This is a genomic window from Parafrankia sp. BMG5.11, from assembly GCF_004337455.1.
Genome location: NZ_SJXI01000001.1, coordinates 292702 through 314896, shown reverse-complemented (window position 1 = coordinate 314896; position 22195 = coordinate 292702). Strand labels below are relative to the sequence as shown.

Below are 22195 nucleotides of genomic sequence, written 5' to 3'. Positions count from 1 at the left end.
GATCCCCCAGGCGGCCGGGCAGGGCAAGCGTGCGCCCGGGGTTATTCCCCGAAGCGCACGCCAACCGCGTCAGAACTTGACGGTCCCGGTCACGAACACCTGCCGCGGGTTGCCGTAGAAGGCGGTCAGGGTGCCCTCGCGACCGAGCGCGGGAACCGGGTTGCCGTTGTTGAGCACCGGCACCCCGGTGACCGCATTGGTGGCGATGAACGGGTACCCAGAGGTGATGTACCGTTCGTTGGTCAGGTTCTTGCCGTAAACCCCGAGCGAAAAGCGATCACCGCCCCAGCGATACGTCACGCCGGCATCGAGGAGTTGATAGCCTTCCTGATCGAGATAGGGGTTGGCGATCTCGAACTGCTGGGTGCTCGACCGGTGCGACACGGTCAGGTTCGCCGACAGGTCGCCCGCGCCCACGGGCACGTCGGCCCCCAGCGTTGCCGATGTGGTGAACTTGGGCGTGTTCTGGATCCCGCGGAACGGGGCCAAATTGGTTTCGACGCCGGCGATGATCGCGACATATTCGAGATACTTGGCATCGATGTAGCCCGCGGTCCCCGCCAAGGTGATCCGCGATCCGGGACCGGCGAAGTCCTGCGCGATCCGCGCGAAGATTTCCGCCTCGACGCCCTTGAAGCGGGCCTTGCCGGCGTTGGTGGTCACGCCCGCGAAGCCTTCGAAGATCCCGTCGCCATTGGCGTCCACGCCAACCGAGCCCGGTATCTGGACGTTGGTGTAGTCGGCGTAGAAGCCGGTCAGCGCATAGGTCAGCGCCCGGTCGAACAGCGAGCCCTTCACGCCGACTTCGTAGCTGTCGACCGTTTCCGGTTCGAACAGGAAGAAATCGTAGATCTCGGCGTAGCTTGGCGGGCCCGCCACACTATCGGTGTTGGGCGTGGTGTTGGCGCTGCCGCGCGGATCAAAGCCGCCACCCTTGAAGCCTTGCGAGTACGACGCATAGACCAGCAGGTCTTCCGTGGGCTTGACCGACACCGACACGCGCGGGGTCCACTTCTCGAAGCTCGCCTTGCCGGTGAAATCGGTGATCGCCGGGCCCAGGTTGAACCCGTTGCCGCCGAACTGCGGCGAAGGGAGGTTGAGCCGGTTGGCCTTCAGGATGATCGAACGACGATCGTCCTTGGTATACCGCAGCCCGCCCGAAACGCTCAGCCAGTCGGTGACGTCGAAAGTGAAATCGCCGAATGCGGACCAGGTTTCGGTATTCACGTCGCCGCTGGTGAACTGGCCGAAACTGGATGCCAGCGGCACGCCGATCAGCGGCCCGGTGGTGGCGAGGATCACGTCGAACTGGGTCAGCGCGTTGGCTTCCAGATAGTAGAACCCGACCAGGCCGTTCAGCCGGTCGCTGTTATACAACAGCTGGAATTCCTGGCTTGTCTGGTCGTTGAAGTAGATCCCCGGCACGTCGACATCGACCGTCGGCAGCGAGTCGAAATCGATCGGGACGTAGCTCTTGTCCTCCCGCCAGGCGCTGATGCTGCGCAGGGTGAAACTGTCCGACAGTTCGGCCGTGACATTCATCATCAGGCCGTACGCCTTGATGTCCTGGTCAGGCACGGTCAGGCTCGCGCGGGTATCATAGACGTTATCGAGCACAGGGGCGCCCGACAGCGCGCCGGGCAGCAGGCGGTGGCCGTTGCGCGGGTTTGACTTGTCGTGGGTGTAATCACCGGAAATGCGCACGAACAGGCGGTTGTCGGGCGATTCGAATTCGACTGAGGCGCGCCCCGCCCAGACATCCTTGTTGTAGTTTTCGATGCCCAGGTTGAGGTTGTCGCCGAACCCGCCACGGCTCAACCGCGCGCCCGAAGCGCCGAACTTGAACATGTCGCCGAGCGGCACCGCGACGCTGACCACCGCATCGGCCTGGTCGTAGCTGCCGTAAGTTGCCCGCAGCTTCACCTCGACATCGTCGGGCAGGCGGCGCGAGACATACTTGATCGCGCCGCCGATGGTGTTGCGACCATAGAGCGTGCCCTGCGGCCCGCGGAGCACCTCGATCCGCTCAACGTCATAGATGTCGAGCACGGCGGCCTGCGGGCGGTTCAGATAGACGTCGTCGAGATAGATGCCGACGCCCGATTCGAACCCGCCGACAGGGTCCTGCTGGCCGACGCCGCGGATGAACGCCGACAGGGTCGAGTTTGTGGCGCGGCTGTTCTCGATCGTGACGTTGGGCGTGGTGTCGCCAATGTCGGTGAGGTCGAGCGAGCCGCTCTCCTCGAGTGCCTCCGCCCCATAAGCGGTGACCGCGATCGGCACGTCGAGCAGGTTCTCTTCCCGGCGGCGCGCGGTGACGACGATCGCGCCATCGTCGGCATCCGTCAGGCCGGTGGCCGCCTCATCGCTGGACACATCCTGGGCGGCCGCAGGGGCGGCGGCGAACCCGCCGATGAGCAAGGCGCCGGCAAGAGCAATGCGGCTGGCGCGGACAGGCAGATCGATCATGGCAAGGCTCTCCCGAATGGACCCGCGCTCGTAATGGCGCGTGTGTCGATGCCTCTTATTGAAACCTGAACCACCTTTCAACTTTTTTCATTGCGCCGGTCCCGCTTGCGGCATACTCGTTGCGCGATGGCAACAGGTCCCGACCCCACTCTAAACATGCCGGTCGCGGCCAGCCCGGGCAAGGAACCGCGCACGGCGCGAGGGCGCGAGACCTTGCGCAAGCTGCTCGACGCCGCAGCGAAAGAGTTCGGCGAACTGGGTTTCCACGCCGCGTCCATCAGCGGGATCACCCGCCGGGCGGGCACCGCGTTGGGCAGCTTCTATACCTACTTCGACAGCAAGGAGGCGATCTTCTCCGCGCTGGTGAAGGACATGAGCGAAAGCGTGGCGGCTATCGTATCGGCACAGGTGCCGCCCGAAGCGGCAGGGCTGGACCGTGAGCGGCAGGCGCTCGCCGCGTTCCTTGGCTTCGCGCGCGAGCACAAGGAAATCTACCGCATCATCGACGAGGCCGAGTTCGCCGATCCGGCCAGCTACCGCGCGCATTACGAAGGCACTGCCGCGCGCATCGCCGCGCGGTTCGATCAGAACGTGGCGGCGGGCACCATGTCCCCCGGCGACAACGAAGTCCGCGCCTGGGCGACCATGGGGATGAACGTGTTCCTCGGCCTGCGGTTCGGCGTGTGGGATCAGGACCGCTCGATCGAAGAGATCACCGCCGGGGTCGAAAGCCTGCTCCGCGACGGGATCGCCGCGCGCTAGCTTGCCAGCAGGCTGGCGTTCCCGCCGGCTGCGGTCGTGTCGATCGTCACTACCCGTTCCGTGGCAAAGCGCAGGACGTAGTGTGGCCCGCCCGCCTTGGGCCCGGTGCCTGACAGCCCCTCGCCGCCGAACGGCTGGCTTTCGACCACCGCGCCGATCTGGTTGCGGTTGACGTAGAGGTTCCCCACGCGCGCCAGCCGCTCCACCGTCCGGCGCGTTTCCGCGATCCGGCTGTGGAGCCCGAGCGTCAGGCCGAAGCCGGTGGCGTTGATGTCCGCGATCACCCGCTCCAGCTCCCCCCCGGCGAAGCGCGCGACGTGCAGCACGGGGCCGAAATTCTCGCGCTTCAGGTCGCGGATCGACGCGATCTCGATGATCGTCGGCGCCACGAAGCACCCCTTCGCCAGCCCGGGCGGCAAGTCGCGCCGCCACACGGTGCGCCCCTCGGTCGCGCGCCGGGCCACGTGCCGTTCCAGCGCCGCGCGGGCATCCTGGTCGATCACCGGGCCGACATCGGTGTCGATGTGCGCCGGATCGCCGATCACTAGCGCTTCGAACGCACCGCGGATCATCTCCAGCACGGCATCGGCGACGTCGTCCTGCAGGTACAGCACGCGCAGCGCGCTGCACCGCTGCCCGGCGCTCTGGAAGGCGCTGGCCACCACGTCGCGGGTGACCTGTTCCGGCAGGGCGGAGCTGTCGACGATCATCGCGTTCTGGCCGCCGGTCTCGGCCACCAGCGTCGCGATCGGTCCTTCGCGCGCGGCGAGGCTGCGGTTGATCGCCTGGGCGGTCTGGGTCGAACCGGTGAAGGCGACACCCGCTACGCGCGGATCCGAGGTGATCAGTTGTCCCACCTCGCCCGCGCCCGGCAGCAGTTGCAGTACCTCGGGCGGGATGCCGGCATCGTGACACAGCCGGATCGCCAGGGCGGCGATCAGCGGGGTCTGCTCGGCGGGCTTGGCGACGACCGTGTTGCCGGCGGCGAGCGCCGCCGCGGCCGGGCCGATGAAGATCGCCAGCGGGAAATTCCACGGGCTGATGGTCGCAAACACCCCGCGTCCCGCCAGCGTCAGGCGATTCTCCTCCCCCGTCGGCCCCGGCAGCGGGATCGGCGCGGAGAACAACCGCCGTGCCTCGCCGGCATAGAAGCGCAGGAAATCGACCGCCTCGCGCACTTCCAGCACGCCATCGACCAGGGTCTTGCCCGCCTCGCGCTGACACAGCGAGATGAACTCCGCCATGTGCGCCTCGAACGCATCGGCCGCGGCGTCCAGCAGCAGCGCGCGCTTCTCCCCGCCCAGCGCGTTCCAGCCCGGCTGGATGGCCTCGGCCCGGCGGATCGCCTCGGCCACCTCGGACGCGGTCGCATCGCGCCGGACCCCCACCTGGTGCGCGGTGTCATGCGGCGAGGTGATCGGCGCGATCTCGCCCGCCTCGGCGGCGTGCAGCGTCGGCGCGGCCTCCCACTGACGGCTGGCGAGCTCCTGCAAGCGGGCCAGCAGCGGTTCGCGCACCAGCGGGTCCGACAGGTCGACGCCCATGCTGTTCGCCCGCGCGCCGAAGATGCGCGACGGCAGCGGGATCGCCGGGTTGCGCCTGGGCTGGATGCCCGCGAGTTCGGCGACCGGATCGCCGGTCAGCTCGGCCGCCGGCACGTCGGCATCGGCCATGCGGTTGACGAAGCTCGAATTGGCGCCGTTTTCCAGCAGCCGCCGGACGAGGTAGGCCAGCAGGTCCTTGTGCCCCCCGACGGGCGCGTAGATCCGCACCGGGGTGCGGGCGTTGCCCTCGATCCGCGCGAGTTCGCCGTAGACGTCCTCCCCCATCCCGTGGAGACGCTGGAATTCGAAACCGCCGGCGGTGGCGCGCTTCGCCGCGAGCGCCTTGATGGCGCCGATGGTGTAGGCGTTGTGCGTGGCGAAGGCCGGAAAGATCGCGTCCTCGGCCTCCAGCAGCTTTGCCGCGCAAGCAAGGTACGACACATCGGTCGACAGCTTGCGGGTGAACACCGGATAATCGCCGTAGCCACCGACCTGGCTCAGCTTGATCTCGGTATCCCAGTACGCCCCCTTGACCAGCCGGACGAACAGCCGGCGACCGTGCCGCCGCGCCACCTTGGCCGCCCAGTCGCACACGTGCACGGCGCGCTTCTGGTATGCCTGCACCGCGAGCCCGAAGCCGCTCCAGCCGCCGCTCTCGCCGGTGTCGAACAGGCTGTCGTCGGCGACCAGCGCCTCGATGATGTCCAGCGACAGCTCGAGCCGCTCGGCCTCCTCGGCATCGATGGTGAAGTGCATGCCGCCGTCGCGCGCCTTGGCGGCGAGATCGCGGATCATCGGCACCAGGGCCGCCTTCGCCGCCTCCGCATGGAGGAAATCGTATTTGGGATAGAGCGCCGACAGCTTGACCGAGATGCCGGGCGACTGCTCCCACCCTTGCGCGGTCTCGCGCGACAGGCGAGCGATCGCCGCCTCGTAGCTGCGGCGATAGCGCTCCGCGTCGGCAAAGGTCATCGCCGCTTCGCCCAGCATGTCGAAACTGTGCTGAAGCCCGCGCGCGCGTTCGGGGGCGGCGCGCTTCAGCGCTTCGTCGATGGTGCGGCCGAACACGAACTGTCCGCCGAGGATCTTCATCGCCTGCAGCGTGGCGGTGCGGATCACCGGCTCTCCCAGGCGGCCCATCGCGCGCCTGAGGGTCGCACCCATGCCGCGCTGGTGCGCCTCGGGCGGGTCGAGCACTTCGCCCGTCAGCATCAGCGAAAAGGTCGCGGCGTTGACGAAGGTGGAACTCGATTCGCCGAGGTGCTCGCTCCAGTCGATGTCGCCGATCTTGTCCTTGATCAACGCGTCGGCGGTGCGGGCGTCGGGCACCCGCAGCAACGCTTCGGCGAGGCACATCAGCGCGATGCCCTCCTCGGTCGCCAGGCCATACGTCTGCAGGAAGGCGTCGAGTCCGCTCGCCTTGCGGGCCCGTGCGCCCACGATCAGCTGCTCCGCGATGCGCGCCGCATCGGCATGGACGGCGCTGGCGGGAGCGGCCATCCGGAGGCGCTCGGCAACGCAGGCTTCCTCCTCCTGCCGGTATGCGAGACGGAGCGGCTGGCGGTCGATAGGCGCGGGCATGGCGCGCGCCCTGCACCCGCGCATCGCCGCGATCAAGCCTTGCGGAAAGCCGCCGGACAGTTGGGCCACTCGCGCGGGGCGATCAGCCGGAAATCTCCGCGATGATGGCGGGCACATGCGGCAGCAACTCGCGCGCGAGGTAGCCGATCGGCGCCACCTCGCTGGCGGCCCTCTCGCCCGCGGTGCCGTGGACATACACGCCCCACGCTGCGGCGGTGAATGCGTCCGCTCCGCGCGCCGCCAGCCCGCCGATCACCCCCGCCAGCACATCGCCTGACCCGCTGGTCGCCAGCCCGTTGTTGCCGCCTTCGAACCGGACGCAGTCACCCGCCGGAGACATCACGATCGTCCGCTCACCCTTCAGCGCCACCACCGCGCCGAACTCCCGCGCCACCCGCGCGGCGATTCCGCGTGGATCGTCCCGCACCGCCTGGATCGGAACGTCGGCGAGCTTGCACATCTCCCCCGCGTGCGGCGTCATGACGGTCCTGCCGCCGCGCGCCGCGATCTGGCTGCGCAAGCCAGCCGCGGAGGTCATCGCCCCTGCGTCGAGGATGATCGGCAAGTCGGCGGCCGCCTGCCCGATCACTTGCGCCACCAGCCGCTCCGCCTCGTCGCTCGCGGCCATGCCGGGACCGAGGACGAGCGCATCGCACTGGCCCAGCCGCTCGCCCAGCACATCGGCGGCGTCCGCGCTCAGCTCGCCGTCGCGGCTGGCCGGCAGCGCGATCATCGCGGTTTCGGGCATCCGCACCGCCAGCGGGATCGCCGCCGCATCCACCGTCGCCAGCCGCAGTTTGCCGGCCCCGGCCCGCAACGCCGCTTCTCCGGTCAGCAACAGCGCGCCCGGCACGAACGCAGAGCCGCCGACGATCAGGGCGCACCCACGCGCGTGCTTGTCGCCGCCGTGCGAGATCGCCGGCAGCGGGTGGGCCCGCAGCCATGCCGGGTCGAGCCGCTCCATCAGCCGCGCGCGCCGGCGATCTGGTCGGGTTCGCTGGTCACCGGCGTCGCCTGCTGCTGCATCGGCGCGGTGACGTTGTAGCGAGCGAGCACCAGCTTGCCGGTCGCCCCGGCGTGCGGATCGAGCCGGTATTCGGTGATCGAGCAGTTGGCGACGTTCGCCTCCCGGTCGATGGCCAGGATCGCCGCCTCGTCCAGCGTTTCGATGATGTAGCGCAGGCACAGCACCACCACCTGATGCGTGAAGATCATCACCCGCTGCCCGCGATAATGCAGCGAGATCGTATCGAGCACCGATCGCAGGCGCAGGATCACATCGCACCAGCTCTCGCCGCCGGGCGGCCGGTGATAGAACTTGCCCAGCAGGCGGCGGAACTCGGCCTGGTCGGGAAAGACGTTGGCGATGCCCATCGTGGTCAGCCCGTCGAGCACCCCGAATTCCTTCTCCCGCAGCCGCTCGTCGAAACAGATCGGCTCGTGCGCGTGAGTGCCCCCGGCGGCGCGGAAGTGCTCGCCGGTCTGAAGCGCCCGCAGATAGGGCGAGGACAGCAGCACTTCGGGCCGCTCGTCGGCAGGCATTCCGGCAAACCAGTGGCCCAGCGCGGTCGCCTGCTCGCGGCCAAGGTCGCTCAAGGGAACATCGGCGTCGCGGTTGTGCAGCGCGATGCGGTCAGCCTCCGCCTCGTGCGCGACGTCGCGCGCGACATTGCCGGCGCTCTGCCCATGGCGGACGATGATGAGTTGGGACGGCCAGTTCACGCCCCCTCAAGCGCTCGGAGCGCGCTGACGGTTCCGCCACTGGGAGATGGGGGGTGATCATGGTGCGCGACGCAGTCCAGAGCGAACGGGTCTCTTCTTGATTTCCCTGATTAACAGGGATTTACAGGGATAATCTATTTTTTCGGGCTAGCTGGGTCAAACTAGGGCGTTTGAATCGGCGGAAATCGGCCAGTTTGCTAAGCAAGTTCCCTAGTGAGAGAACAGGGAAAACTGTTCGAACGAACAGGGACGTCTCGCCGGTCGAACAGGGAAGGATAACCGGCGGTTTAGCGAAAGCTTTTCGGCACCCCGGCTGCTGAATCCGGTATTTTGGGCTGTTTCCGGAAACCGGTCAGTCTCATACCATCATCAGGCCGCCTGCCGGTGGCACAAGCGAGCACGAGAGCTGTTCAAGCGTAACCAAAGAGCAGGCGCATTTTTGACGCACTCACCTACCTCCCGTCTGGTCGACTGGTTCTGGTCCAGGCCCTACCTGCTGCTCACGTTCACCGCCCTTTTCTGGGCCGGCAATTCGATTGTCGGGCGTGCCGCGCGGGATGTGGTTCCACCAGTGGCGCTCGCCTTCTGGCGTTGGGCGCTTGCATTGGCGCTGCTGCTTCCATTTGCATGGCCGCATCTACGGCGCGATCTCCCCGTCCTGCGCCGAAACTGGATCTGGGTGGTGGCGCTGGGCACGCTGGGGATCGGTGCCTTCAACACCCTGCTCTACACGGGCCTGCGCTCCACGACGGCGCTTAACGGGATGCTTCTGCAATCGCTGCAGCCCGCCTTGATCGTATTGCTTGGCGCGATAATTTTTCACGAAAGGGTTCGTGTTCCCCAGGTGCTCGGCGTCGCGCTTTCGATCGGTGGCGCGTTGATGATCGTTCTTGCCGGTGATCTGAGCCGCCTCAGAGCGATGGCTTTCAATCCGGGGGATCTCGTGATCTGCGCCGCAGTGGTGGTCTGGTCGTTCTACGCGGTGCTTCTGCGCAAGCGACCGGCTGTCCACCCCTTGAGCTTCCTGGCCACGACTTTCGCCATGGGCCTTGCAGCACTCTTCCCCTTTTACCTGGGCGAGATTGCGAACGGCCGCCTTATCGTCAACACGACGGACAGCTGGCTCGCGATTTCCTATGTCTGTGTGTTTCCCTCGCTGATCGCCTACTTGTTCTTCAATCGCGGCGTTGAGCTGCTGGGATCGGCCCCTACCGCACTTTACCTCAACATCATGCCGGTGATCGGGGCTGTTCTCGCCTATGTTCTTTTGGCCGAGCCAATCCGCTGGTTCCACTTTCTGGGCATGGGCCTGATCGGCGTCGGCATTCTCTGCGCCTCGAACGAGGCGCGCGATCGGATCATGCGGATCTCAGCGTAACTCAGCCGCGGTAGCGAGCGCCTGTCCGACCCGGTGCGTGCCGCAAGATATTCCAGCCCCGGCGGTGACGCGAACGAGGAGTTATCAACGCACGGAACTACCTTCGATGAGGCGCTCCAGCCCGCGCGCTACCGAATGCAGTGCTCCCTCGGCGGCATAGGCCCTGACGCCGGTCTCGGCCTCGATACGATCCGCGATCATTCTATCGAGTGCACCACCACCAGTAAGGATGATGCCATCCTCCAGAATGCCTTCCGATAGCCCCGGCGGCGTTTCACTTAACGCGTCGCGAACGATGTGGACGATTTGTTCAACGTGTTTCAGCCAAACCGGCAGCACCTCGGCCGCCGGCATCTGCACAGTTCGAGGGAGACCAGTGGCCATTTCCAGGCCGCGAACCTCTACCCAATCCTTCTCCCCATCGCCAGCCAGCACGTTCGAGAGCTGGATCTTCAGTGCCTCGGCAGAAGAATGGCCGATCTTGAACCGGTGGTGTGAAGCGAAATAGTCGATCAAAGCCTGATCGAGCGCTTCGCCCCCACCTCGGGCCGCCTTGCTCAGGCAAACTCCTCCCAGCGAGATCACAGCTACTTCGGTGGTTCCCGCACCGCAGTCCACGATCATCCGGCCGCGGGGCTCGGCAATATCCAGGCCAAGTCCGATCGCTGCTAGAAGAGGTTCGGAGAAAAGCCGCGGTCTTGCGAAACCGGCGTCCATGGCAGCAGTTTCAAGCGCCCTCCGCTCGCTTTGCGTTGCGTCTGCCGGAATCCCGATATCGGGTCTGATTTTCCCGAACCTGCGCAGGGGTCCGACCGACCGCCGCACGAACTGGAACAGCTCGCGCGTGGCGACCATGTCGCTCAGAACACCGTTTCGAAGCGGGCGGACGATCTTGAGCGGCTTCGCAACCCGGCCTACGAAATTGCGCGCTTCTGTTCCCGCAGTGACAAACCGCGGGACGGCATCGTAGGCTTGGAAGCAGCACACGGTGGGCTCATCGTACACGATGCCTGCTCCCGGCGCGACGACGATCGTGTTGGCCGTGCCAAGATCGATGCCGAGAGTGCGCTTTCGCGTTGCGGAAGGTGAGTGTGAAATCATCAGGGCAGACCTAGCACCTCAAACGTCAGGACACACGCCGCAACTCGGCTCATTCATCACGGGCTGGTTACGCGGCGAGAGCGAACGAGTCCGCACGAGCCAGTTTCCACGCCGAGCTGTAGAAATCGCGATTGTGGTCGCTGGTGAGCAATTCGCCGTCGCTAAGATACATGTGCAGCTGGGAAAACATCCTGATCTCTGTGAGGCTCACTCTGCGGACAAGATGGTGGGGTCCCACCTCACTTGGATGGACGAGCCCGGCGGCTGCTAGCATCTCCGACAGCGCCCGTAGGGTGTTGCGGTGGAAATTGTAGACACGTTCGGCCTTATCCGGGACCACCAGGGCGCGCTGGCGCAATGGGTCTTGCGTCGCCACGCCGACGGGACACAGGTTGGTATTGCAGGTCAGAGACTGAATGCACCCGAGTGCGAACATGAACCCCCGACCGGCGTTGGTCCAATCGGCACCGAGCGCGAGCGCGGCGGCAATGTCGAACGCGCTCACGATTTTGCCCGCCGCGCCAACGCGGATCTGGTCGCGCAGGCCGGCGCCCACAAGTGTGTTGTGAACGAACAGCAGGCTCTCGCGCATCGGCATTCCAAGATGATCGGCAAATTCCAGCGGCGCCGCACCGGTCCCGCCCTCGGCACCATCAACCACAATGTAGTCGGGCAGAATCCCTGTGATCCGCATCGCTTTGACGATGCCCATGAACTCCCAAGGCTGGCCGACACACAGCTTGAAGCCGATCGGCTTGCCGTTCGACAGCATCCGCAATTGGCCGATGAATGCCATCATCTCCAGCGGCGTCGAGAACGCGGGATGAAACGCCGGCGACACGCAGTCCTCACCTTGGCGAATGCCGCGAGTCAGAGCGATTTCAGCCGAGACCTTGGAGCCCGGCAGGATTCCGCCATGCCCCGGCTTGGCCCCCTGGCTGAGCTTGATCTCGATCATCTTGACCTGGGGACTGGCCGCCTGTTCGGCGAACCGTACGGGATCGAACTGCCCGTCCTCGGTGCGGCAGCCGAAATAGCCGCTGCCGATTTCCCAGATCAGGTCGCCGCCGTGCTCACGGTGGTAGGGGCTGATGCTACCTTCACCCGTGTCGTGCGCGAAGCCGCCCATCTTGGCCCCCTTGTTGAGGGCGAGGATGGCGTTGGCGCTGAGCGAGCCAAAACTCATGGCCGAAATGTTGAAGATCGAGCCGGAGTAAGGCTGCGTGCAGTCCGCCCCGCCGATGGGCACGCGAAAGCCCGCCGGATCGCCTGCCGCGACCGGTCGTACAGAATGGGAAATGAACTCGTAACCGTTGAGATAGACGTCGGTCAGAGTCCCGAATGCACGTTCGCTGCTATCGTTTTTGGCGCGCGCATAGACCAGACTGCGTTGCGCGCGGGAGAATGGCACCTTCACCTGATCATCTTCCATCAGGTACTGGCGGATTTCGGGGCGGATCTCCTCGAAGAACCAGCGAAAATGGCCAAGAATCGGATAGTTGCGGCGCACCGAATGGAGCGGCTGGCTGAGGTCGTGAATCCCCACGCCGACAAGCGCCCCGGATACCAGGAACACAGCGACCGCCCATACTGACGGCAGAGCGATTCCAGAGACTGCGAGCGCGACGATGCTGACACCGAAAGCGGTAAAGCGGGCAAAAGACACGAGAGGGCTCCGTGAGTGTTGTCCGGCGCGCCGGACAACGGCGATGCCGTGCGGCTCGATGGCCGCGAATGGAATGTCGACTTTGGATTGGGGCTGAGGCCAAGGCGGATAGGTTCGCCGCTCGTCGAATGGTTGGGCCTTCCTCAGACGGCTACTCCACAGAGGTTTTCTTGGTCCAATCCGAACAAGAAACCCGTCATTGGCGTGCGAAGCGAGCTGCCGTTTGGCCCACCTTCTACGTTTCGCTCGGCTTCACGCGAAGGATAGTGAGGGTTCGCGGCCGTCCGTCGGGACAAGGCCACTCGATTGTGCTTCCCACGCGCATCCCGAGCAACCCGGCGCCGACCGAGGTCAGAACGGAGATGCGGCCCTTTTCGATGTCCGCTTGGCCTGGCAGTACGAGCGTCACCGTGCGTTCGGACCCGTTGATGCCGTCTGCGAAGGTCACCTCGGAGCTAATAGCGACGATGTCGGGGAGAATATCACCACTCTCGTGAATATGGGCGCGGTCGATCTCGTTGAGGATCAGGGCGCTCAATCTCGGATCGTGCGCCTCCAGCCGGATCGCCAGCTCGGCGACCAAGTCATAGTCGACGCTCGTAATGTGGATCGGGGGCGCCTCGTCGGACGCAACAGTTCTCAGGGTCATTTTCGATTTTCCGGCTGAAGATGCGTGGGTGAAGATTTGACGCGCTCCGCCTCAAGCGAGCGTCGGCCCCCAAGCCGCTTCAGATGAACGAGCGGCCTGGGGACCAACTGCATGCGAGCAGTTGTCCCGAATGATTCCAGAACCGGAAATAAGGTGCCCAAGGGTCCATGGGCTTCATGTTGGACCCCTTGTCGACATTGTCAATGAATGCGACTGCTACGCGAACCAACGCGCGGCCAACGGCTCGATGCGCTCGAATTAGCATAAAAGCTTCTTGGGTTGGGTCGTCTAAGAGGACACCGGGGTGGCTAGGCGGCTGCAAAGTCGAGCGGGATACAAAAAGTCTTGGAGAGATTGTTGGTAGTTTCTGTCGGAATGATGCCGAGAGCATGCCAGATGAAGATGGACGAGGAGACCACCGCTGCGCCAATCCAGGCATGAATGGGAGCGTGGCGATACCTTGACCCGGTGCTTCTGGTAGATCGGCGCGAAGCATCCCCTCCTTCAGCTGAACGAGCGTATTATGCGCCTGTGCCAGCCGGCCCACCAGCTGGATTTGCTCTGCCGTTACCGTCTGCATAGGGTCGCTCGCGGAAAGGCAGCTTACGGCGCTGCGGCCACCGATAGCGGCCAGTCCGCTTCCGGCCCAATTGCGGACGTCCGTTCGCGATCATAGCGTCGCGAAATGTTTCGCTCGGTCGTCATTTGTATGTTGCTCCTTGGAGCATGCGGCAGAGGCCAACAGAACGAACTCGCAACGGAACCAGCTTGGAAGACTGCTTACTCAGCCCGTGAGTGCCTCGCCTTATCCGAAACCCTCATCGAGCGATGTGGCGGCAGCATCGAACGGGCATCGCTCATTATGAGCCGCAATCCGGCTATCTGTGAACCTTCTGGCCCGCCACAAAAGTTAGCAGGGATGTGGGAGCTTGGCCTAGAGCATTCAGCGTTCTTCGAGGGTGCCAACGACTTGCGAGAGGTTATGCGGGCATTCGAAATAGGTGAGTTTGACTACACGTGGCTCAATGTTCGCGACATAGCACAAAGACCTGACGAACTCGCGGCCGCTCAAGGAGCAGGAGGGCGAGTTTACCAGATTCAACTCATCGGACGCCGGTCACCCTGCCCAAGCGGTTTTGGGCACATGGGAGCATACCCCCGTGAAGCTCTACTTCAGAAGCTGTTGTCGCAGGAGGCGGTTCATCTGCCATGATCGAATGGCGGCTTTCCACCCACGTGCCGACGCTTCATTTCGATCGCGTAGCGCCGGGAAGCAGCCATCCCAGCTAGTGGGATGGCCGCTGCAACGTCAGATATCGGTGTGCTCGGCGAGCGTAAGCGCGTCTTCAATGTCGACGCCAAGATAACGGACCGTGTTCTCGATCTTGGTGTGGCCAAGCAGGATCTGCACGGCACGAAGATTGCCAGTCGCCTTATAGATCATTGACGCCTTAGTCCACCGCAACGAGTGCGTGCCGTATTCAGCGCGTCGCAGGCCAATCGCGGTCACCCACTCATCGACCAACCGAGCATATTGTCGTGTGCTTATGTGATGCGTGCGGTCAATGCGGCTGGGGAAAGCGTGCTCATTTAACGAGCCACCACATCGTTCGAACCAGGCGAAGAGGCTAGCTCGCACATCGCTGGTCAGTTCGAATTGCACAGGTCGTCTGTTCTTCTGCTGAATCACCATCGCTCGTGTCCGCACCTCGTAGCCAGCAACCAGGTTCCGGGCGGTCCATATTGGATTTACCCGAAGTATCGCGCCTCGCTCGGCAACCCACTTCTTCTCGAGGATGTGCTCGTCCGCCATCCCAAGCTGCGGCTGTATGTCATGCACGCCGGAATGCCATTCACGGATGAAATGATCGCCGTCCTTTACTCGCATCCTCAGGTCTACGTGGACATCTCTGCTGACAACGTTGGTGTTAGCCGCGCTGAGTTCTGGGTGCACCTGCGCCGGCTGGTGGAAGCGGGCTATGGCAAGCGGGTAATGTTCGGCAGCGATCAGATGGTCTGGCCCCAGGCCATCGAGGTGGCGGTCGACAGCATCACCACTGCACCCTTCCTCAGCGAAGAGCAGAAGCGCGACATTCTCTATAACAATGCGGCGCGCTTCCTAAGGCTGTCGAAGGAAGAGATCGACAAACACCACGGACGATGATGTCCGCTTCCCCCCGGACTGCGCCGTAGCTGGCGAGTGGCTCGAAGCCTGAAAGCAGACCAGCCGCAATCGACCCCATGGCAGACACCTGCCTTTCAAGTTCCTGTGTTGGCCAACGACTTGAGACTGCGCCGACCGCATGGTCTGCCCCTTGTGATCTCGCCGACAATACGAGAGACTTGGGGTTTCTGCCGGAGAGAGAGCGTTTGGCGCGAGATACTCGTCGCATAATGCCGCACAAGGACCACGGTTGGCACGTCAAGCGCGACGGCGGCAAGCAAGCAAGCGACGTCACCGAACCAAAGCCGAAGCGGAAAAGATCGGCCGGGAGATCAGCCGCAACCGAGGCGCGGAGCTCACTACCAAAACAAGGACGGACAGAGCGGCAGTTCGGCAGCCACGGGAATGACCTCCGCGGGATGGGCTAACTCCAGGACCGACTGCCCACTTCTCCAACGCAAGCCACCAGGGGTCGCGTGACAGTCACGGAGAGAACACATGGGATTATCGCGCTGAATGTCGGCGGCGTTGCGGGCTGACGGGCCAGCGTGGTGATGAACCGATGCCTCAATGGGCGTCTTCTGGAACATCATCGTTCGCATAGTCGGATCGCTGATCGGCAACCTGATCGCCGGCCCGCTGTTGGGGTTAAGCGGCAGTGTGCAGGAGTTCTCGCTAACTGGGCTGATCGTTGCGTTTGTCGGCGCGGCGATTCTCCTCGGAATCGTGAATCTCGTGCAGCGCAAACAAATTCGCTAATCGGGACGGGTGGGCGCTCGCGCCCACCCCCCTTGCAAACGCAACTAGCGGCGTCCTCCAAGGATCGAGCCGAGCACCCCACCGAGCCCGCCGCCCAGTCCGCCGCTTCCGCTTGCGCCTCCCATACCGCCGAGCACCTGGCCCAGCAGATCGCCAAGACCGCCGCCTTGACCCGGTCGGCTGGACTGAGATGACAGGTAGCCCGCGACGAGCATGGCGACGATCGGCAGCATTTTCTTCAGCAGCGCGGGATCGAGCCCGGTTGATTGCGACGCTTCGCCCGCCACCTCGCGGCTGACTTCCTTTGAGCCGAATATCTCGCCGAGAATGTCATTGCCCTTGCTGACCGGGGTCGGTGCCGGGCTGACGACGTCGCGCGTCAGGTTGCCGCCGCCGAGCGATTCTAGGACAGCGCCGAGCCCGCCGAGCCCGCCCATGTCAGCGCCCCCGGCACGCTGCCCGAAACCGCTCAGCACCGAGGGCAGCAGCGCCGCCGCGCCGCGCTGGGCTTCGGCTTCGGAAATCCCGAGTTGGCCGGCGATGGCTTCGATGCCGCCTTGCGAGCGAAGAATGTCGTTAAGGTCCATGGTCGTCTCCAAGGGTAGCTGATGGTTCGTTTTAGGCGCATGCCGGCGCTTGGCAACTTGGCGAAACGGCGCTTGCCATGTGCGGGACCGAAGCGCACGGTCGCGCTCCCCCAAGAGGAGTCACCCCATGAGCATCTTCGGAAAAATCAAGGACGCCATCTTTCCCAAAGCGCGCGCCGCGACGCCTCCCGCCGGGACCGGCGCCGCTGGCGGAAGCCTCTCTCCGCAGCCGCAGCAGACCGCACCCGCTGCGGTTTCCGAAGTCGACGTGGAGCAAACTCTGGCGGCGATGGCCCAAAGCAAGGATCTCAACTGGCGGTCGTCGATCGTCGACCTGATGAAGCTGATCGGCGTCGATTCAAGCCTCGATAACCGCAAGGAGCTGGCCCGCGAGCTTGGCTACACCGGGGAGCTCGACGGCAGCGCAGAAATGAACATCTGGCTGCACAAGGCAACGATGCGTGAGCTCGCGGCCAACGGCGGCAAGGTGCCCGCCGAACTGCTGGACTGAAGCCGGCCGGCCGACCCCGCCGCGTGGCGGGGCCGGCTTGCTCGATCAGCTTCTTACCGGGCAACGGCCATCGGGCCTTGCGCGGCATCCGTGTAGACCTGGTAGCTTTCGCCGCCGGAGCAGGTGGCGATGATGGTGCCGTCAGCCCCGCGTTCCGCGCTCGACACGGCGGCGCAGGTTTGGCCGCTCGCGGCGATGACCTCGCGGGCAATTCGCGAAGGCAAACCTTCAGGTGCCGCCTTCATCGTGGCGGAGTCTTGGGCTGCGGGTGCCACCATCGACGTGGCCGAAGCGGTTGCCGTCGGTGCCGCCACTTCGGCCGGCTCGGAACCACAGGCGGCCAGCGCGGCGCACAGGCCGATAAGTGCGATCTTACGAACAATCATGTCATGGCTCCATTCTTGGGGGTCTGGTCCCATCCACAGCCAGCGCTTCTCATCCGCTAGCGTCTGCGCAGCGTGGGCCATTGGCCGGCATAGTCAAGCGCCGGGGTTCGCCGCTTGCCATTGCTCGCACGAAGTCCATACCGTCACGTTCATCCCAGCCGATGGAGACCGACATGGCAATCGCGAAAGTAATCGAGATCATTGCAAGCTCGAACAAGGGCATCGAGGATGCGGTCGCCAGTGGCATCGCCAAGGCATCCGAGACCATCCAGGGCATCGAGGGCGCGTGGGTGAAGGACACCAAGGTAACGGTAAGAGACGGCAAGGTCAGCGAATGGCGCGTGATCCTGTCCGTTACGTTTATCGTTCAATAGCCCAGGTTGAACAGAACGGCCAATCGCTAGTCTCGGCATTATCGGCCGAAGGTCTGTTTTCCACCCAGTTCGTGACCTATACCAGAGGACGGCGCGCGAGGAGCGGACCAGCCGCAGACGACCCATTGCTGTCATCGTTTCTGGCGCTAGCTTAGCGCTATGCCTTGGCCGTTCGTGATAGACGTAAACAAGTTCTCGTCGGTCCCTCTCAAGGGGCAGTGATGCTGCGTTACGAGAGAGACAAGCGTTTACTGGCGATGGGCTACGCTGCCCTGGCCGGTGCGGTCGACGCCATCGGTTTTCTGAAGTCAGGCGGTTTGTTCGTATCTTTTATGACCGGCAACTCCACCCGGCTTGCGGTCGGGCTGGCCGAAACCGCACCCGTGGGCGCAGCGGCGGCCGCACTTATCGCTCTGTTCGTCACGGGCGTTATACTAAGTGTGGTCATCAGCGAGAGCGTGATCGCCCGTTACCGTAAGGTCACCGCCACACTTGTCGTTGCTACCGTCCTGATTGCCGCCGCAGCGGCCGACAGCTTCGGCTCTGACAGGTTGGCCATTGCCTGCCTGTGCATCGCGATGGGTGCTGCCAACGCCATATTCAGGCGCGACGGGGAAGTCAGCATTGGGGTCACCTACATGACCGGCACGCTTGTTAAGCTGGGGCATCGATTGGCTGATGCGTTGCGAGGTTCGCACGAAGCTTCGTGGTTGCCATACCTTCTGCTCTGGCTTTCCCTTGTGGCTGGAGGGATTACCGGCGCCCTCGGGTTCGTGTTGGCGGCTAATGCCAGTCTTTGGGGCACCGCAATCGCGTCCATGTCCCTTGTCATCGCCACTTGGTGGGTCACTAGAGAACGAGAGCCGCCTGGCATCAGTTGAGCAGCGTTGCTTTAGGAAGCTGTGTCCGCTTCCCACCCAGTATCAGACGTAGCGGCTCGGCTCCGCTGCGCCTTTAAGCAGCCCGTCTGCTACGCACGCACGCTGCCAAAAATCTGCCGGTCAGCAAACGACCCCATTGCGGACATAGGTCGGCTGGCGCATTCTCATGCAGCTTCGCAAGTTAGGCATGGGGACACACGCGATGAGCCTGAAACGCCGAGAGTTGCTTGCCGGGGCTCCAGCGGCGGGTCTCATTGGCGTTCTCCCTACGCGAAGCCGGGACGGAGCCATCGGACAAGACGGGTCCGACATCTACCAGGTCGACGATGTGTCTACTATCATGGCAGCGGCCCGCGAGATCATCAAAGAAGATTGGGTCGGCGTTCTGATTACCATCGACGCGAGCGGTATGCCTCGCGCTCGTCCTGTCGGCGTCAATGATCCTACCGACGACTGGAGCTTGTGGATCTCGACACGGCGAGGAAGCCGCAAGACCGGACAGATCGAGGCCAATCCGAAGGCCGCGCTTCACTTCGGCTTCGATGACATTGAGAACGGCACGAAGAGCAGTTTCTACGCCAGTTTCCTGGGCCTGGCGTCGGTGCATACTGACCCGCAGTCCATTGCCGCACACGGCCCGCCGGAACAGTATCGGGCGCAATGGCCTGCCTATCCCGAGGACTTGGCGCTGATCCGGTTTGCGCCACAGCGAATGGAAGTCATGGGAAAAGGCATCATGCCCGATCAGCGACACTGGCAGCCTCAAGGGCTGATGCTACCGCCCAGGGCATAGTATCCGCTTTCCACCCAATGCCGGACATTCGAACTGATACCGCGCGTTCTCGGAAGCAGTCGCTCGCGCGGGCACGACTTGAACGACAGAAGCTGGGCCGCTTACTGCCAGTCCGCTTTTAGTTGGCAGAGTGATAAAAGCCGCCATCGCGCTTGCAACCTAATTCGAACATCTCGAGGTTGCCAATCGGAGCGCTTCGCAAGCCCACGGGAACGTCAGCAATGCTGCTCTTTCTCGCACATGTGCGTTTTCCGCTCGCACCTTGGGTCCTAGCCGTACATTGCATTGCGTTCCGGACGGGCTCATCGTTAGGGGACATGAAAAGACCCGGCCAATCAGGATCAGCACGTTGACATCGCCGAGGTCCAAAATACGCCTTTTTGCCGTCCTGGGCGTGTTGGTCGCTTCGGTCGCCGTAAGTGGGTGCGCTGCCGTCGGGATCAAGCACCCGGTTGGCAACAACGCCGTACCTCAACCCGCCAAGGCGGTCGACCTGACAAGATACTCGGGGAAATGGTTTGAAATTGCGCGGTACGAGCAAAGCTTCCAAAAAGGCTGCGAAGGGGTATCGGCCGATTATACGCTTCGCCCGGACGGGACGATCGGCGTGCTCAATCGATGCCGCAAGCCCGACGGGAAGGTGAAAGAAGCCAAGGGCCGAGCAAAGGTCGTCGATCGGGCGACGAACTCGAAGCTCAAGGTCAGTTTCTTCGGGCCATTTTTCGGCGATTACTGGATCCTGGATCACGCGGATGACTATCGATGGTCGCTCGTCGGCGAACCATCGGGCCGATATCTCTGGATCCTTCACCGCATGGCGACCCCGCCGGAGGCGGAGCGCGAGGCGCTGATCAATCGCGCCCGCGCGATGGGGTACGATACGACGATGCTCAATAGGAGCAAACAACCCTAGCCTGGAAAGGCTGGCACCTGCATGCCCGGCCGCGCGTTTGAGCATCCGTCGAATAATCAGGTCTGCGCGGCCAATGCAGTGGTCCAGGTCATGGCAAGGACCGGCGCGCGCGAAGAAATCGCAACCGTCCCACCTATTCGGGGCATATCCATCCAGCGATGTGAATGGCGAGCACCTGCAGCGTTCCGCCGCTTACCGTAGAAAAAAATGCGCCTCGGCCTTACTGTGATTGCGGTTCTGTGGAGCGTCCCGGGTTTTGCTCAGCCAGGGCAGGCTCCCGGGGAAGCGACCGGCCGGCCGCCAGTGGACGAGGGATGGTCGGTCACGGTGGGAGCGGCCCCCGTTGTCGGCCCCGCTTGGCAGGGGTCCAAGGACTACGTGCTGTCGATCTATCCCGATCTCCGGGTCAATTACGGTGAGGTCTTCTTCGCTTCGATCCCCGACGGCGTGGGGCGCGATCACCGCGTTCTCCAGCTTCGAGCGACTTGGCGGAGTGGCGAAGAACTGTCCCCTTGTCGTGGAGCGCGGACAGGCCACGCAATTCAGGGCAGGAATAGGTTACGGTTACCGCTTCTGACTGCGCGGCAGGAGCGCTTGGCCTCAGCATGCCATCGACATTGAAGTGCTCGTGAAAGCAAGGCTGCGGCGGAAGGCCAAATCGTAGCTGTGCTTCAATCGAGCAGGTCGAAGACGAGCAGAAGAACTGACAGCAGCAAGCCGGCGTAGACGATCGGCAATGGACAGTTGAACACACCTTCCGGCACTGGCCCGCCAGCGCGCTTGATCTTGATCAGCGCCGCATTGACCCCTGCGAAAATCACCAGCGTCCCTCTTGCCGCCCATTCCGCCAGTCCCTCGAGCGGGACCAGCACCGCCAGCAACAGGATCGCGCTTATCGCGGCCGCAGTGGCGACCAGCGGTGTGCGGGTGAACCGGTTCACACGCGACAGCGGACCGGGAAGGCTGCCCTGGCTGGACAGGCCGTAGAGAACCCGCGCGATCATGATCATGTGGACCACGATGCCATTGAGCGTCGCCACGATGGCGATCACGCTCATGAACTGTGGCGGCCGACCAGTGATCCTCTCGAACACTGCCGCAAGCGGGGCGGAAGACCGTGCGAGTTCTTCCGGTGGCACCGCCGTGACCGCGGTCCAAACCACCAGTGCATATAGCAGCGCGGTAATTCCCAAGGTCGCAAACAGCGCCCTGGGAAGCGTGCGTCCGGGGTTCTTGATCTCCTCCGCCACGTTGACGATGTGCTCGAACCCGACAAAGGCGAACACCGCGATCAGCGTGGTGCCGCCGAGCGCCATCCACGCGGACTCTTCGCCGGGCGAAGGGATCATCTCAGGCAAGCGCGCAAAGTCAGTCGTGCCTTCGGTCAGGCCGGCGCCAATGATCACCAGCAGACCACCGACTTCCACTAAAGTCATCAGGCCTGCGACCGCGATAGACTGGGTCGTTGCCAGGCAGGCCACCGCTCCCATCAGGATAACGACGCCAACGATGATCGAGGTTGGCGGCAGATCGAGGAAGACCGCAACGTAGCCCGCGCTGCCAGAACTGATCGTAGCACCCGAAATGGTCGCCGTGATGATGACCAGCAGGCCCATGCCTAGGCTCAACCACCGGCGATGAAAGGCTCGCTCGACATAGGCCGCCTCGCTAGCGCTCACCGGCATCCGGGTACCAAGCTCGGCGAAAGAGGCAGCGGTCATGCCCATGGCAATCGCGGCTAGAAGGAACCCGAGCGGCGCGTGCATCCCGCTGCGACCCGCTGCCACGCCGACAAGAACGTAGATCCCGGCGCCGATGGTTACGCCTACCCCATACAGGACGGTGTGTGTGAGGCTCAGCGATCGGACAAGACCCGTCGCGTTGCTCTGGACGCCGGTCACATGCGGTTCGGGGGCGATCGTCATTGGGCCCTGACCAGAAGCGCAGCGAAGGCG

General features: G+C 63.9%; 19 protein-coding genes and 1 pseudogene. 9 read left to right on the top strand and 11 right to left on the bottom strand.

The features are described from left to right. Positions 1-69 precede the first annotated feature (69 nt). On the bottom strand, positions 70-2469 hold the full coding sequence (locus E0504_RS01575) for a TonB-dependent receptor (RefSeq protein WP_131621239.1): 2400 nt from the start codon (positions 2467-2469) through the stop codon (positions 70-72). Between the two features lie 126 nt (positions 2470-2595). Between E0504_RS01575 and E0504_RS01570 the strand changes: the two genes are divergently transcribed. Further along, the gene (locus E0504_RS01570; protein ID WP_131621237.1) at positions 2596-3231 is read left to right on the top strand and encodes a TetR/AcrR family transcriptional regulator; all 636 of its coding nucleotides are present in this window, start codon (positions 2596-2598) and stop codon (positions 3229-3231) included. Here E0504_RS01570 and putA read toward each other — a convergent pair. From putA to E0504_RS01555, 3 genes are all read right to left on the bottom strand, one after another. Further along, entirely contained in the window at positions 3228-6356 is a 3129-nt protein-coding gene (putA, locus tag E0504_RS01565) for a bifunctional proline dehydrogenase/L-glutamate gamma-semialdehyde dehydrogenase PutA (RefSeq protein WP_207912072.1), read from the bottom strand. The genes E0504_RS01570 and putA overlap by 4 nt on opposite strands. 82 nt (positions 6357-6438) lie before the next feature. Further along, positions 6439-7320 (bottom strand): NAD(P)H-hydrate dehydratase, encoded by an 882-nt coding sequence (locus E0504_RS01560; protein ID WP_131621235.1) that lies wholly within the window; start codon positions 7318-7320, stop codon positions 6439-6441. Further along, positions 7320-8078: a histidine phosphatase family protein gene (locus E0504_RS01555; protein ID WP_131621233.1), complete on the bottom strand. Its 759-nt coding sequence runs from the start codon at positions 8076-8078 to the stop codon at positions 7320-7322. The genes E0504_RS01560 and E0504_RS01555 overlap by 1 nt, the downstream gene beginning before the upstream one ends. Positions 8079-8517: 439 nt before the next feature. Between E0504_RS01555 and E0504_RS01550 the strand changes: the two genes are divergently transcribed. Then, positions 8518-9456, top strand: a complete 939-nt coding sequence (locus E0504_RS01550; RefSeq protein ID WP_165938374.1) for a DMT family transporter — start codon at positions 8518-8520, stop codon at positions 9454-9456. Positions 9457-9540: 84 nt separating this feature from the next. On the opposite strand, the gene E0504_RS01545 is transcribed toward E0504_RS01550, so the two are convergent. The 4 genes from E0504_RS01545 to E0504_RS01530 all read right to left on the bottom strand — a co-directional run bounded on the left by E0504_RS01545 (position 9541) and on the right by E0504_RS01530 (position 14712). After that, positions 9541-10557: a rod shape-determining protein gene (locus E0504_RS01545; RefSeq protein WP_131621229.1), complete on the bottom strand. Its 1017-nt coding sequence runs from the start codon at positions 10555-10557 to the stop codon at positions 9541-9543. A gap of 67 nt (positions 10558-10624) precedes the next feature. Then, entirely contained in the window at positions 10625-12163 is a 1539-nt protein-coding gene (locus tag E0504_RS01540; RefSeq protein ID WP_373693857.1) for an FMN-binding glutamate synthase family protein, read from the bottom strand. 295 nt (positions 12164-12458) lie between these two features. Further along, positions 12459-12872, bottom strand: coding sequence for a GreA/GreB family elongation factor (locus E0504_RS01535; RefSeq protein ID WP_131621225.1), 414 nt, complete (start codon positions 12870-12872; stop codon positions 12459-12461). Between the two features lie 1309 nt (positions 12873-14181). Then, positions 14182-14712 (bottom strand): tyrosine-type recombinase/integrase, encoded by a 531-nt coding sequence (locus E0504_RS01530; RefSeq protein WP_373693853.1) that lies wholly within the window; start codon positions 14710-14712, stop codon positions 14182-14184. Between E0504_RS01530 and E0504_RS51155 the strand changes: the two genes are divergently transcribed. Both E0504_RS51155 and E0504_RS01520 read left to right on the top strand, forming a co-directional pair. Next, entirely contained in the window at positions 14620-15036 is a 417-nt protein-coding gene (locus E0504_RS51155; protein ID WP_373693856.1) for an amidohydrolase family protein, read from the top strand. The two genes, E0504_RS01530 and E0504_RS51155, sit on opposite strands and share 93 nt — an antisense overlap. Before the next feature lie 554 nt (positions 15037-15590). Then, positions 15591-15795 (top strand): annotated as a pseudogene (locus tag E0504_RS01520) (GlsB/YeaQ/YmgE family stress response membrane protein). Between the two features lie 44 nt (positions 15796-15839). Here E0504_RS01520 and E0504_RS01515 read toward each other — a convergent pair. After that, positions 15840-16382: a DUF937 domain-containing protein gene (locus E0504_RS01515; RefSeq protein WP_131621221.1), complete on the bottom strand. Its 543-nt coding sequence runs from the start codon at positions 16380-16382 to the stop codon at positions 15840-15842. Positions 16383-16509: 127 nt separating this feature from the next. Between E0504_RS01515 and E0504_RS01510 the strand changes: the two genes are divergently transcribed. Continuing rightward, positions 16510-16893, top strand: coding sequence for a DUF3597 domain-containing protein (locus E0504_RS01510; RefSeq protein WP_131621219.1), 384 nt, complete (start codon positions 16510-16512; stop codon positions 16891-16893). Positions 16894-16946: 53 nt separating this feature from the next. On the opposite strand, the gene E0504_RS51150 is transcribed toward E0504_RS01510, so the two are convergent. Further along, positions 16947-17279, bottom strand: a complete 333-nt coding sequence (locus E0504_RS51150) for a hypothetical protein (protein ID WP_207912069.1) — start codon at positions 17277-17279, stop codon at positions 16947-16949. 173 nt (positions 17280-17452) lie between these two features. Between E0504_RS51150 and E0504_RS01500 the strand changes: the two genes are divergently transcribed. The 4 genes from E0504_RS01500 (at position 17453) to E0504_RS01485 (ending at position 20240) form a co-directional block, all read left to right on the top strand. Beyond that, positions 17453-17653: a dodecin family protein gene (locus tag E0504_RS01500; protein ID WP_131621217.1), complete on the top strand. Its 201-nt coding sequence runs from the start codon at positions 17453-17455 to the stop codon at positions 17651-17653. A gap of 221 nt (positions 17654-17874) precedes the next feature. Further along, positions 17875-18534, top strand: coding sequence for a YoaK family protein (locus tag E0504_RS01495; RefSeq protein ID WP_131621215.1), 660 nt, complete (start codon positions 17875-17877; stop codon positions 18532-18534). A gap of 202 nt (positions 18535-18736) precedes the next feature. After that, the gene (locus E0504_RS01490; RefSeq protein WP_165938372.1) at positions 18737-19327 is read left to right on the top strand and encodes a pyridoxamine 5'-phosphate oxidase family protein; all 591 of its coding nucleotides are present in this window, start codon (positions 18737-18739) and stop codon (positions 19325-19327) included. A 349-nt stretch (positions 19328-19676) separates the two neighbouring features. Next, a complete protein-coding gene (locus E0504_RS01485; protein ID WP_207912068.1) occupies positions 19677-20240 on the top strand; it encodes a lipocalin family protein in 564 nt (187 codons plus the stop codon). Between the two features lie 671 nt (positions 20241-20911). Here E0504_RS01485 and E0504_RS01480 read toward each other — a convergent pair. Continuing rightward, complete coding sequence (locus tag E0504_RS01480) at positions 20912-22165, bottom strand: APC family permease (RefSeq protein ID WP_131621211.1); 1254 nt, start codon at positions 22163-22165, stop codon at positions 20912-20914. Between the last annotated feature and the right edge of the window lie 30 nt (positions 22166-22195).